Origin of the sequence: Phenylobacterium sp. (assembly GCF_025934275.1) — a bacterium.
GTDB lineage: Bacteria > Pseudomonadota > Alphaproteobacteria > Caulobacterales > Caulobacteraceae > Phenylobacterium.
Map to the genome: position 1 here is coordinate 1 of NZ_JAICYI010000037.1, position 13362 is coordinate 13362.

10 protein-coding genes are annotated in these 13362 nt (G+C 67.6%); 4 read left to right on the top strand and 6 right to left on the bottom strand.

Annotated elements, in window-relative coordinates; translation table 11 throughout:
• A partial coding sequence (locus Q0W60_RS10775; RefSeq protein ID WP_297695406.1) for a Calx-beta domain-containing protein occupies positions 1-573 on the top strand: 573 nt, incomplete at its 5' end.
• A gap of 5 nt (positions 574-578) precedes the next feature.
• Here the strand turns inward: Q0W60_RS10775 and Q0W60_RS10780 are convergent.
• The 6 genes from Q0W60_RS10780 to Q0W60_RS10805 all read right to left on the bottom strand — a co-directional run bounded on the left by Q0W60_RS10780 (position 579) and on the right by Q0W60_RS10805 (position 7178).
• Positions 579-1649: a glycosyltransferase family 2 protein gene (locus Q0W60_RS10780; RefSeq protein ID WP_297695408.1), complete on the bottom strand. Its 1071-nt coding sequence runs from the start codon at positions 1647-1649 to the stop codon at positions 579-581.
• Between the two features lie 30 nt (positions 1650-1679).
• On the bottom strand, positions 1680-2477 hold the full coding sequence (locus Q0W60_RS10785) for a class I SAM-dependent methyltransferase (RefSeq protein WP_297695410.1): 798 nt from the start codon (positions 2475-2477) through the stop codon (positions 1680-1682).
• A 42-nt stretch (positions 2478-2519) separates the two neighbouring features.
• The gene (locus Q0W60_RS10790; protein WP_297695412.1) at positions 2520-3782 is read right to left on the bottom strand and encodes a glycosyltransferase family 4 protein; all 1263 of its coding nucleotides are present in this window, start codon (positions 3780-3782) and stop codon (positions 2520-2522) included.
• Positions 3779-4747: a GDP-L-fucose synthase gene (locus Q0W60_RS10795; protein WP_297695414.1), complete on the bottom strand. Its 969-nt coding sequence runs from the start codon at positions 4745-4747 to the stop codon at positions 3779-3781. Before Q0W60_RS10795 ends, Q0W60_RS10790 begins: the two co-directional genes overlap by 4 nt.
• Entirely contained in the window at positions 4737-5813 is a 1077-nt protein-coding gene (gmd, locus tag Q0W60_RS10800; RefSeq protein ID WP_297695416.1) for a GDP-mannose 4,6-dehydratase, read from the bottom strand. Before gmd ends, Q0W60_RS10795 begins: the two co-directional genes overlap by 11 nt.
• Positions 5814-6023: 210 nt before the next feature.
• The gene (locus Q0W60_RS10805; RefSeq protein WP_297695469.1) at positions 6024-7178 is read right to left on the bottom strand and encodes an AGE family epimerase/isomerase; all 1155 of its coding nucleotides are present in this window, start codon (positions 7176-7178) and stop codon (positions 6024-6026) included.
• Positions 7179-7753: 575 nt separating this feature from the next.
• On the opposite strand from Q0W60_RS10805, the gene Q0W60_RS10810 reads away from it, so the two are divergent.
• From Q0W60_RS10810 to Q0W60_RS10820, 3 genes are all read left to right on the top strand, one after another.
• Complete coding sequence (locus Q0W60_RS10810) at positions 7754-10552, top strand: Calx-beta domain-containing protein (RefSeq protein ID WP_297695418.1); 2799 nt, start codon at positions 7754-7756, stop codon at positions 10550-10552.
• 232 nt (positions 10553-10784) lie between these two features.
• Entirely contained in the window at positions 10785-12341 is a 1557-nt protein-coding gene (locus tag Q0W60_RS10815; protein WP_297695420.1) for a GMC family oxidoreductase, read from the top strand.
• On the top strand, positions 12338-13330 hold the full coding sequence (locus Q0W60_RS10820; RefSeq protein ID WP_297695422.1) for an aldo/keto reductase: 993 nt from the start codon (positions 12338-12340) through the stop codon (positions 13328-13330). Before Q0W60_RS10815 ends, Q0W60_RS10820 begins: the two co-directional genes overlap by 4 nt.
• Positions 13331-13362 lie beyond the last annotated feature (32 nt).

The following is a 13362-nucleotide window of genomic DNA, read 5'->3' on the forward strand; positions in this document are numbered from 1 at the left end:
AGCTCCAAGACCATCTGGGTGCCGATCCACGGCGACACCACCGCCGAAGCCGACGAAGGCTTCACGCTCTCCCTCTCCAACCCCACCGGCGCAGCGATCGCCACCGGCTCCGGCACCGGCGTCATACTCAACGACGACGGCAGTCTCGTGATCTCCCCCCCGCCTGCGCCCCCCGCCACCGCGCCCGCGGTCACCACCACGTCCGTGAGCATCACGCCGCTCTCGGCGAGCGTGCTGGAAGGCAAGAACGGCGTCACCTACGCCACCTTCCTGGTCACCCGAACCGGCGACCTCAGCGGACCGACGACGGTGGACTTCGCCGTGACAGGATCGGGCGCGAACCCGGCCGACGCCGCTGATTTCCATGGCGGCGTGCTCCCCACCGGCGAGGTGTTCTTCGGCGGCGGCGAAGCGTCCAAGACGATCTGGGTGCCCGTGCAGGGCGATCGCACGATCGAGCCGGACGAGGGCTTCACCGTCACTCTGTCGAACGTCACCGGTGCGACCGTGGCGCATGCTTCGGCCGACGGACTGATCCTGAACGACGATGGGGCCGGCTGGCTTTTCCACTGAGGGGGTCAGCCGCCCGCTCCGGCGCCGAGCACCGAGCTCAGCAGCCGCTTCACGGCGGCGGGCCGGTTCACCGGCGAGCGGCGGGCGTTGACCAGGTAACGGCGCAGGCGTGGGATCGGCGCGACCAGCGCAAGAGCCCAGGCGGTGAGGATGAGCTTCTGCTTGCCAGTCACGTGTGTCGCCCAAAGGCGGGAGATGAAACTCGGAACGAGCCGAAGCAGCGGTTGGCCCTGGCCGAGCGCCGACATCATCAGCTCGCGCTCGCGTACGTAGAGCGGCTTGGCGTTTCCAAACGGCGGCTCACCGCAGCCCAGCATCGCGCCCACATCGCCCCAGCGGCGGAAGAACCAGTCGATCTCACCCTTCAGCAACTGCACGTCGGGGCGGTCCCAACGGCTGTCGTTGCGGCCATGCACGCGATAGCGGGCGAGGGGGCGATCGATGGTCAGCACTTCGCCGTAGTAGGGCGCCGCCAGGGCAGGGGGCCCGTCCAGCGGCTCGTGCGGGCCAAGCCGGCTCAGATCAATCCGGTCGAGGAACTCCCGCCGGTAAATGTTTCCGGCCGTGGGCGGGCAGATGTAGAAGCCAATCTGCTCGTTGTCTGAGCGCATCTGTGCGCTGTCGTAGCGGGCAGGATAGGTTGGAAACACCGAGACCAGCGGCTTGCCGTCGGCGTCGATCCCGGTCAGCTGGCACTGCACCTTTACCGGCGCCGCCGACAGGCAGGGCCTGACTCGCGCCACGAAGTTGGGCTCGAGCAGGTCGTCAGCGTCGAGCACGTAGACGTAATCCGCCCGGCTGCGGGCCAACCCAGCCATCGTGGCGGTGAGCTGCCCCCCGTTCGGCTTATCGACGATCACCAGGCGATCGGCATAGGCGCTGATCGCCTGCATGGAGTTGTCGGTCGACCCGTCGTCCACGACGATGATCTCGTCGAACGGCTGGGTCTGAGCCAGCGCGCTCTCGATGGCCTCGGTGACGTAGCGCTCATAGTTGTAGTTGAGGATAAGCGCCGCCAGGCTGGGCAGGCGCTCAGCTGAATTGGCAGGCGACGCGGCGCACTCCGCAAGCAACATCCGGCTCCTCTATTGCCACGGCGCCGCCAGTCAGCCGCGCTCGGCCAAGCTGGCCTTGATCTTCTTCAGTCCGGGATAGAGTGAAGAATCGCGCAGCACCTGCTTCCAGCCTGGATAGGAGCCGTAGCGGATGCCGTAGAGGTCCACCTCGCCGCCGAACATCACGCAGGTCTTGTCATAGCGATGGCTGAAGTCGGCTCGCGCCCAGTCGCGATAGGCGCGCGCAAATTGCGGATCCGTCAGCATGACTTTGTTCGGGGTGATGGCGAAGGGTCGCAACCGGCCCTTGGCGACGTAGGACTGCAGGCCCATGGCGACTTCCGGGAAGAACTCGTTGAAGACGTCGTCGATGATCGTCACGCCGTAGGGCTCGCTCACCGCCTCGGCGATCTCCAGATCATTGCGCGTGCACGCCTCCGTGTGGCCGCCATCCACCGAGAAGAGCCGCGAGCGGCCGCAGGCCTCGATCACCCGCGCCGGGTCCAGGTCCAGCGAAGAGCCCTTGAATATCTTCACGTCGTCGGTCCGGCCCGCCCACCTCTGGATGTTGCGCATGAAGGCGCCGTAGTCGCCGTTGCCGGAGCCGTCGCTGTTGAGGTGCTGGTCCTCGAACAGATCGATCGCAAAGCTCGGACGATCGGGATCACGCAGGAGGTGAAGCGCCAGGAACAGCTTGCCATGGTGGACGCCGATCTCGCCGCAGCTTCCGGTCCAGCCTTGGCTCCTCTGAAAGGCGCCCAGCGAACCGACGAACGCGGCGCTGACCGGATTGAGCCAACCGTCCACCCGGGAAAGGCCGCTCGCGAGGTATTGGGAGAATGCGTCCATGAATGTCGTTCCACTTGCAGGCGACGATCTGACTGACATCGGTCATCCCTCGGAAAGCGCGTCCCACAGCCGTCGGCAGACGATCTCGCGGTCGACGTTGCGCGCCACGTAGGCGCGGCCGGACTTGCCCATCCGCCGACGCAGGGCCGGGTCGGCCAGAAGCTGTTCCGCCGCGTCCGCGAGCGCCTCGGGTTGATAGGGCTCCACGCACACCCCGGCCCGGCTGACCTGCGCAATGTTCCAGAGCGGCGAAGCGCGCCGCGCCGTGGCCAGGAACGGGCGCTCTGCGGCCATGATCGAGAACACCTTGCTAGGTACGGCGAAGGTCGCTCCGTCCGGATGCTGCGGCGCCAGGTGGACGATCCCCTCCGCCATCGCCTCGTTGAGCCGCTCGCGGGGCGCGAGGTCTTCGAATGCGACGTTGGTCAGTCCGTCCGCCGCCGCTTGCCGCTCGAGCTCCGCGCGCTCGCTGCCCTGGCCGCGGATGACGATCCGCGCCCGGCTGCCGCGCGCCTGCAACGCGCCGGCGAGCGCGAGCACCTGGTCCAGGCCCTGCTTGCGGCCGAGGTTGCCCGAATAGAGCAGGGCAGGAGCCTCGTCCGCCGGCTCGGGCAAGGGTGTCAACTCGCCGATATCGATCTGCGGCGGCAGCACGACGATCGGCCGGCTGACTCCGAGCCGGCGAAGCTCGTCCGCCATCTCGTCGGAGAGCGCCACGAGGACGTCGCAGCCGTTATAGGCGCGCATCTCCACGGCGCGGAGCGGGCCCAGAACCAGGTTGGCCGCTTTGAAGCCCAGGCTGCGCCCGAGCCCGGACTGGATGTCGTGGACGATGCACAGGACGCGCCCGCCCCGCCGACGGAAGAGCCCCGCCGCCGCGACGACGAACACCGAGGGGCAGACGCAGATCACGTGGCGGGCGGGCTTCGCCCCGCCGAGCGCGCGGGCCGCGGCGAGCCGCGCCAGCAGGCTGAACTCGGTGGCGAACCGTCCGAGGAGTCCCGGGCTCTCCGAGACGTAATGGCCGAGGCGGCGGACGGCGACCTCATTCAGCTGCTCGGTGTCGCGTTCGCCGCGCCGGTAGCCTTCGAACACCCGTCGAGCCGGGTAGCTGGGCCGACCCGTGAGCACCCGCACGTCGGCGCCGTTCTTGGCCAGCCAGAAAGAGAGATCGGTGATCGGCGGCGCGCTGCCCGTCGGCTCCGGATGGTAGTAGGCGCTGAGGATCAGGATGTCCGCGCCGCGCAGGCTCTCGGGGTCGGCCGCATCGCCCGTGGGCGTGAGCCCGGTCAGGGGCGCGTTCATGCGGCGGCTCCCGAGCGTTCGGCGAGGTCTGCGAGGTACCAGCGATAGGTATCATCGACGCCTTCGCGGAGACCGATGCGCGGCGCCCAGCCCATCGCCCTCAGGCGATCGGCGCGCATCAGCTTGCGCGGCGTGCCGTCCGGCTTGCGCGGGTCGCAGACGATCTCGCCGCGGAATCCGACCACCTCGCTGACCAGCCGCGCCAGTTCCAGGATGGTGAGGTCCTCGCCCGAGCCCACGTTGACGTGCTGCTCTCCGGAGTAGCGCGTCATCAGGAAGACCAGGGCGTCGGCGCAATCGTCGGCGTGGAGGAATTCCCGGCGCGGCCGGCCGGTGCCCCAGATCTCCAGGCTCGGCTGGCCGCTGGTCTTGGCCGTGTGAGCCTTGCGGATCAAGGCTGGCAGCACGTGGCTGGAGGTCAGGTCGAAGTTGTCGAACGGGCCATAGAGATTGGTCGGCATGGCGCTGATGAAGTCGCAGCCGTGCTGGCGACGATAGGCCTGCGTCAGCTTGATGCCGGCGATCTTGGCGATGGCGTACCACTCGTTGGTGGGCTCCAGCGGTCCCGTCAGCAGCGCCTCTTCCGGGATCGGCTGCGGCGCGGCCTTCGGGTAGATGCAGCTCGACCCCAGGAACAGCAGCTTCTCCACGCCGGCGCGTCGCGCGGCCTCGATGACGTTGGCTTCGATCATCAGGTTGTCGAACAGGTAGTCCGCGGGCGAGCTGTCGTTGGCGACGATGCCGCCCACCTTGGCCGCGGCCATGAATACGGCGTCGGGCCGCGCCTGCGCGACCCAGGCGTAGGTCTGCGATTGGTCTTTCAGATCGAGCTGCGAACGCTCTGCGGTGAGCAGCTCGCAGCCCTCGGCCTGCAGCCGGCGGACGATCGCCGAGCCGACCATGCCGCCGTGGCCGGCCACCCAGATGCGCTTCCCGCGCAGCGGATAGACGACCTCACTCGCCATTCTGCCGCCTTTCCTGGCGCACGAGCTCGAGGTCCTGATCGACCATCTCGGCGCAAAGCTCGCGCCAGGTGGTCTCGTGACGCCAGCCCAGCCGCTCGTGGGCCTTGGTGGCGTCGCCCTGCAGGATCTCGACCTCGGTCGGACGGAAGTAGCGGGGATCGACCTTCACCAGGAGCCGCCCTGTGCGCGCGCAGACGCCTTCCTCATCGACCCCGCTGCCGCGCCATTCCAGGGCCATGCCGATCCGTGAGAAGGCGCAGTCGACGAAGTCGCGCACCCGGACCGTCTCTCCGGTCGCCAGCACATAGTCGTCCGGCTCGTCCTGCTGCAGCATCAGCCACATGCCGCGGACATACTCCTTGGCATGACCCCAGTCGCGCCGGGCGTCGAGATTGCCGAGATAGAGGCAATCCTGGAAGCCGTGGTGGATGGCGGCGGCCGCGCGGGTGATCTTGCGGGTCACGAAGGTCTCGCCGCGCAGCGGACTCTCGTGATTGAAGAGGATGCCGTTGGAGGCGTGCATCCCGTAGGCCTCGCGGTAGTTCACCACGATCCAGTAGGCGTAGAGCTTGGCCGCCGCGTAAGGGCTGCGCGGGTAGAACGGCGTCTTCTCCGTCTGCGGCGTCTCGCGGACCTTGCCGTAGAGCTCCGAGGTGGACGCCTGGTAGAAGCGCGTCTTCTTCTCGAGGCCGAGGATGCGGATGGCTTCGAGCAGCCGCAGGGTGCCGATCGCATCGGCGTTGGCGGTGTACTCCGCGGTCTCGAAGCTCACCTGCACGTGGCTCTGCGCCGCCAGGTTATAGATCTCGTCCGGCTGCACGGTCTGCACGATCCGGATCAGGTTCGTGCTGTCGGTCATGTCGCCGTAGTGCAGGATGAATTTAGGGTCGCACTCGTGCGGGTCTTGGTAGAGGTGCTCCACACGGCCGGTGTTGAACGAGGACGACCGCCGCTTCACGCCGTGGACGGTGTAGCCCTTCTCCAGCAGCAGCTGCGCCAGGTAGGCGCCGTCCTGGCCCGTGGCCCCGGTGACCAGCGCGACCTTCCTGTTCCCTGACGCCTTCATCTCCACTCCAGTTGCATGGCCATGCGCTCGCGCCGCCCGGACGGCGGGACGAGCCCGCCGGAGGGCCATGCCGTGAGGTCCGCCGATCGACGGGCGCGCATTGCCAGAGCTATCCCAACAGTTCCCCGCGGGCCCTCGGCGCCCGGCGAACCCGATGCTTCGGCGAAATGCTGAACCTTGGCCTTGGTTCCACGAGCCCCCTCCGGCGCATCAGAGGAGCGGCATCTCGGCCGCCGACGTGACCGCGCGGCCACGGATCGCGACGCTCGCCGACGCCGCCGGGCATCGGAGCGCGACGCGGAACAGCTCCGAGCAGGCCGTGATGATGTGATAGAACGAGCTGGCCGGGGCGGGCTCCTCCTGCATGGCGCCGGTCTCCAGACGCCGGTCCCGCCAGAGGCCGCAGATCGGTGTGGCCAGGTATCCCTGCAGCGCCTCGGCGGCTTGCTCGGCGCTCGTCCAGTCGCCCTCGATCTCGCCCAGATGGATCGCCGCCTTGAGCCATTCGGTCTGCGGCCAGAGCCGGGCCGTGGATTGCCTGGCGGAGCCGTCGCTCCAGGCCTCGTCGATGGCCACGCCCCGCGCCGGGTCGACGCCGGCGAGGCCCGCACGGCGCAGCCGTCGGGCCGCCTGCAGCGCGCGCGGATCGCGCCGCCTCGAGCCGAAGCGGTGCAGCAGCCACGACCACTCGAACTGATGCCCTGGCTCGGTCAGACGGCCGAGGTCGCCCGATGCGGGGCGCCAAGAGGCGTCGAACACTTCCAGCAGACAGCCGCGCTGCCGATCGATGAATCGGTCGAGCGCGAGGCCAACGATCTCTTCGGCCATTGTCGCCCAGCCTGAGTCCCCGCTGACGGCCTCCCAGGCCATCGACGCCTCGAGCAGGTGCATCTGGGCGTTGGCCTGGAACGGCCGGTCGGAATTCTCCCGGAAGCCGCCGGCGCAATGGCGGAATTCGGCGAGCCCCTGGCGCAACTCGCGCGCCGCCGTCTCCATGGCCCCTCCGTCGAAGCCGGCTTCGCGCAGCCGCGCCATCGCCAGCAGGACGAACGCCTGGTCATAGAGGCGCACGCTATCATCCAGCGGGGTCCCATCGCGCGACACTAGGGTGCGGAACAGGCCCGACGATCGCCGGTAGCGGGCCTGCAGGTAGGCCATGCCGCGGCTGGCGGCTTCCTGCCAGGGGCCGTGCCAGCCCAGCAGCCCCGCGGTCGCGAAAACGTACGCCTGCCGCGCCTGCACCCGGGCCCGCTTCGCAGCGGCGGTCGGTTTCCCCTCCTGATCGAGCATCTCGTGGAACCCGCCGTGGAGGCGGTCGGCCCCGCGCTGCGCCCAGAGCGGCAGGGCTTCATCGAAGAGCCACACGCGCAACTGCGCGGCCTGCAATCGAAGTCGGGCAGGGGGTCCGCCGCTCGCCCCGCGAGCGGCGGTGGCGTCCGGCGTTGAACGGCAATCGGAACGGGCCAAGCCAACCCTCTCATGACATCGGGCCGCAGCTCTCGCCCTCACGCGAACAATCCGCCAGCATACCAACCGTTCCTTCGGCGGCGCCAAGCTGAGCCGTATTCCCGCGCCTAGGGAATTTCGGCACGGGTTCTAGGGGCGATATTCCCCTGTGAGGTTAAACTTCACTGGTGCGCGGCGGTCGCTGGAACTGCCAAGCCCGTTGCGGGGTTTCATGGCCAAGGCTCGGCCTGGCCCGCAGGCGCGGGGACGAGCTGCACAGTAAATCAGTGTGCTAGCACTGACAGCGTCACAGTATTGAAGCGGTTTGCGCAGACAGAAAGATCACGTATAGGTCTCGGGCAGGGGACATCTACTCATCTGCCGAAGCTGGAGCATGACGAGCTCGCCGGCCGTCGAATTGTGGGCGCTTGCATGGCGCCAGGAGAGTTAAGCTAGTGGCAATCGACCCAAATAATCTCGCTGCAACAGCGAAGATGACGTTCGACGATGAATTCAACACCTTGAACCTATCGAACGGCACGACGGGTACGTGGTACACGCAGTACAATTTCGGCGGCGGAGACGTCTCCACCTTCACCAACAACGGGGAGCTCGAGTGGTACATCAATGCCAACGACCCAAATACGGCGTCGGTCAAACCGTGGACGGTCAACAACGGCATACTGACGATCACGGCGAACTTCGCGGATCCTTCGATCCAGCCGTTCATCGACAACTACACCTACACCTCGGGGACGCTGAACACGAAGTTCTCGTTCAGCCAGTTGTACGGCTACTTCGAGGTCGACGCCAAGCTGCCGGCCGGAACGGGCCTGTGGCCGGCCTTCTGGCTGTTGCCGACCAACGGCAGCTTCCGGCCCGAGATCGACGTCATGGAGGTCATCGACCAGCAGACGACGTCGTTGTGGCAGTTCTCGCACCCCTCGGACACGACGTACGACCGGTTCTTCAACACCACCGTGCCGGACATGTCGCAGGGCTTCCACCGCTACGGCGTCGACTGGGAGCCGGACAAGATCACCTTCTACTTCGACGGCCAGGTCACGGGGGTGGCGCCCACCGCCCCTGACCAGAACAGTCCGATGTACATGCTGCTGGACCTGGCGGTCGGCGGCTCCTGGGCCGGCCCGCCGGATTCCACCACCCATTTCCCGGCCGGCCTGCAGGTCGACTACATCCGCGCCTACCAGTCGCTCACGGCGCCGACCGTGACCAACCTGGCGCTGGCGCCGAGCTCCTTTACCGGAAACGAGGGCAACAGCGGCGCCACGCCGTTCACCTACACCGTGGTCCGCACGGGCGACGTCACCGGCTCCAGTTCGGTGACCTGGAGCGTCGCGGGATCCGGCGCCAACCCGACTGACGCGACGGACTTCACCGGCGGCGTGCTGCCCCAGGGGACTCTCTCTTTCGCCCCCGGACAAACCTCGGCCGTGATCACGGTCAACGTGGCCGGCGACACCACCATCGAGCCCAACGAGCAGTTCATGCTCACCCTGTCGAACCCCACCGGCGCGACGATCAGCGGCCCCACCGCGACGGGCATCGTGCTCAACGACGACGCGGTCCCGCCTGCCAGCCTGGCCATTTCGCCGGCGACGATCAGCCTCTCCGAGGGAAACGGCGGCGTCACCTATTTCGTCTACACCGTCACCCGCTCGGGCGACATCTCCGGGCCCAGCACGGCGAATTTCGCGATCACCGGCTCCGGACTCCACCCCGCCGACGCCAGCGACTTCCAGAACGGCGTCCTGCCCTCGGGCCAAGTGTTCTTCGGGTCGGGCGAGAGCAGCAAGAACATCTTCATCCCCGTCAATGGCGACACCACGACGGAGTCCGACGAGAACTTCACGATCACCCTGTCGAACCCGACCGGCGCCTCGATCAGCACGGCGAGCGGCCAGGGCGTGATCCTCAACGACGACGGCGGGACGAGCCCGCCTCCTCCTCCGCCGCCTCCGCCGCCTCCGCCGCCTCCGCCGCCTCCGCCTCCGCCGCCCACCGGAACCAGCCTGGCCATCGGCCCGAGCAGCGTGAGCCACAGCGAAGGCGACAGCGGAGCCACGCCGTTCAACTTCACCGTCACGCGGAGCGGCGACCTTTCGGGCGCGTCGAGCGCCAACTGGAGCGTCGCGGGCTCGGGGACCGCGCCGGCCAGCGCCACCGACTTCAGCGGCGGGACGCTGCCCTCTGGCACGGTCTCGTTTGCGGCCGGCCAGGCCAGCGCCACCATTACCGTGAACGTGGCCGGCGACACGGCGGTGGAGCCCGACGAGAGCTTCACGCTCACGCTGTCAAACGCCACCGGCGCCGCTATCACGACCGCCGCAGCCTCGGGCCTGATCCTCAACGACGATGCGGCTGAGCCGCCGACCGGCACGACGCTGAGCCTTTCGCCCACCACCATAAGCCTTCCTGAAGGCGACGCCGGCGCGACGACCTATTTCGTCTACACCGTGACCCGCACGGGTCCGGTGGACGGCCCGAGCACGGTGATGTTCTCGGTGGGAGGCAGCGGCGCCGCGCCGGCCAGCGCCTCCGACTTCCAGGGCGACGTGTTCCCCTCGGGGACGGTGTTCTTTGGCGGCGGGGAGACCACGAAGCAGATCTTCATCCCGGTCGCCGGCGACGCTACGACGGAGGCGGACGAGGGCTTCACGGTCACGCTCTCCAACCCGACCGGCGGCGCGATCGGTACGAGCCTGGCTACCGGCATGATCCTCAACGACGACGGCGGCTCCGTCAGCCCGCCGCCACCGCCGCCGCCACCCCCTCCGCCTCCGCCTCCGCCGCCGCCAACCGGTGCGGTGACGCACACCGGGGCCACCCAGGCTGGCACAGCGGGCGACGACATCTTCGATCTCTCGCCGTCGATCACCGCCAACATCTCCGGCTACGACGTCTCCGGCCACGACGTGTTCGGTGTGGCCACCGGAGCGTTCCAGCTGGTGGGGACCGAGTCGGTCGGCTCGAACCTGACCATGGTCGACGCCTCAGCCTGGTTCAACGCCATCACCGGCGCGCAGGTGGTGCGCTGGTTTGGCGATCCGAATCTGATGGACAGCGTCCGGGACGTCGACGCCGTGCTGCGCTCCATGCCCGGAAACCAGGGTGGGGGCCGGCTGGTCATCGGTTACGCGGCCGACGACACGCATCTGGCCCTCTACTACGATTCGGATCCGACCAGTCTGGGAGGCACCGTCGAGGTGGCGGTCATCACCAACCTCACAGACCCGCACTCGTTGTCCGCAGGTGACTTCCTCTTCGTGTAACGCACAGCCCGGCCGCGGCATGCCGCGGCCGGCCGACGCAAACCGCAACGGGGTCTCGCGAGTTCACTGTATCAGGGCTGCAAAGGTCTCCGCTTGGCCTGCAACAGCGGCTCGGCGCATTCGCGCGGCGCAATTGGGGGAAGCACGAATGTGGGCGCTCGATACCGACTTAGTGCGACGACAGCGTGGATTTGGCTTCACAGGTCGCCGTGCCTGTTGAGTTGGGTTGCAAATGATCGCTGACTTCGAGACTGACGAGCTTCCTGCCGGTTGGGACCATGGCGTGTGCGTGGTGGGGGCGGGGGCGGCCGGACTTACGCTCACCCACGAATTGCTTCAAAGGGGCCACCGCGTTCTCTTGCTCGAAGGCGGCGGCCAAAGCCGGTGGGAGCGGCGGTCACAGGCCCTCAACAAGACCGAGCTTGAAGGACGAACGTACGCCGGCGCCCACTGCGGACGCTTCCGCGGATTCGGAGGGAGCACCTCTGCCTGGGCAGGCCAGGTCATGGAGCTCGACTCTCTGGATTTCGAGCCGCGGCCGTGGATTCCGGGGAGCGGATGGGCGATTTCCAAGTCGGAGCTCGATGAGTTCTACCGCCGAGCCGAGCGGCTCGAGGGCACGGACGGCCTGGCGGACGAGGAGGCGGTCTGGCAGGGCTATGGCGGCGCCAAGCCCTACCTCGGCGATGACTTCACCATATCCCTCTCGCGCTACTGCCCTGAGAAGAAGTTCGCGCGCGTCTTCTCGCATCTGTTGCAGGACCCCCGCTGCCTGATTGTGCTGCACGCGAACGCGGTCGAGCTCCTGGTTTCCGGCAGCGGACGACGGGTCTCTGGCCTTCGGGTTCGTTGCTTGGGCGGGAAGGAAGCCACGGCCACGGTCGACACGGTCGCCCTGTGTCTTGGAGGTATCGAGAGCTCCCGATTTCTCCTGAACCAAACCATCTCGCCATGGAACGTCAGCGGCTTGCTCGGACGCCATTTTCAGGACCACGTCCAGTGCTTCGCGGGCGATGTCATCGGCGCCGATCTGACTGCCGAGGATTGGCCGTTCGGGCCCTGGCGTCTGCGGGGAGGGGCGCACCTTTCGAAGATCAACCTGAGCGCCGAGGCGCAGAGGGCGCACCGGACTTTGAACGTCAGCGGCATGATCGAGTTCGATGACGGCGTCTATCCCGCCATGAGGACCGGCATCAAGTTGCTGACCGGTCCGGCTTCCGCGATAGGGCTCCGCGAATTCGTCCGCATGGTCCCGCGCGCGCCTGGCGCGATTTGGCACCATTTTCGCAGCCGCTCCGACCCCAGATTCGCCCTTCCCTGGGCCAAGCCCAAGCTTTCAGTCTACAGTGAACAGTCGCCGCTGTCAGAAAGTCGGATCGAGCTCTCGGACGCGCGCGACCCGCTTGGGCTGCGCCGCGCAAGACTCACCTGGGCGATCTCCGAGTTGGAGCTGCATACGATCCGGACCTACGTCAGCCTGGTGCGGCAGGCGTTCGCCGCGAAGGGGCTCGGCGAAATCGTTCCCGATCCGGATCTCATGCGGGACCGCTTCGCGGACAGGCTCGTGGACCTCTTTCACCATTGCGGCGGGACGCGGATGTCTCCCGATCCGCGGCAGGGCGTCGTCGACACCGATCTGAAGCTCCACGGTGTGGAGAACGTCTACGTCTGCAGCTCTTCGGTGTTCCCGACCTCCGGATTCACAAATCCCACTCACACGATCATGGCGCTCGCGATCCGGCTCGCGGACCGCCTCAGCGAACTTGCAGCCCTGCACAGGGCTGCATGATGAGAGCGATCTCGCTTCCCGGCTTTGGTCGCCCCACCAGTCAGCTTGGATATGGTTGCGCTTTCTGGCCCGGAACGACCGAAGCTCAAGCGCACCGGCTCCTCCACGCGGCTTACGATGCCGGCATCCGACACTTTGATGTCGCCCCCTTCTATCTGGACGGGCGCGCCGAAGCCTACCTCGGCAGCTTTCTCGTCGGGCGGGACGACGCAACGGTGACGACCAAATATGGACTGCTGCCGCCTTCCGCGCGGCCGTTGCACATTCAGATGGCGCGATTGCTGCTCGGACCGGCTGTGCGGGCCGTGCGGTCGCGTCGCCGCGCCCCTGGCGCGCCCGACTCCGGCGGCCTTACCGCCAAGGCCAGCTATCGCCCCGAGCAGGTTCGGACGTCGCTGGCGCGGAGTCTGCGCCTGCTCCGTCGGTCGCAGGTGGACCTGTTCCTGATGCACGAGCCCGAGGTCGCCGATTTGGCGGTCCTGGGTCTGCTCGAGCGCGTCAGGACGGAGAAATCGGCCGGCCGTATCGGTGCGTTCGGCGTGGGGGGCGACGTTTCCCGCGTGTCGGCCGCGCACCGCGCGCAGCCCGAATTCTGCCAGATCACCCAGTTCAACCGCGATGCCATTCGCGGGGGGCCGAACTTTCCAGGCGCCTTCGAAATCCATTTCTGGGTGCTTACACGCGACTTTGGGGCCCTCGTGGCGCATTTCGCAGAGCACGCCGACGCCGCGGGGCGCCTTGCCGAGAAGATCGGACTGGACGTGACAGACGCGCGCGTCTTGGCGCGACTGATGCTCAAGGCGGCCCTCCTCGAGAATTCCGACGGCCTTACCCTGATCTACAGCTCGGATCCAAAGCACATCGCCGACAACGCCGATGTGGTTGACGACGGTGCGCTCACGGAACCGGCCCGGCGCCTGATCGAGGCCGCCAGGGACGCGACGCTCGCTGGGCTGGCGCGGCCCGACGCAGCCTCGGCCGCTTCCTAGCTCGACAAACCGGCGGGATAGCGCCCGAAACT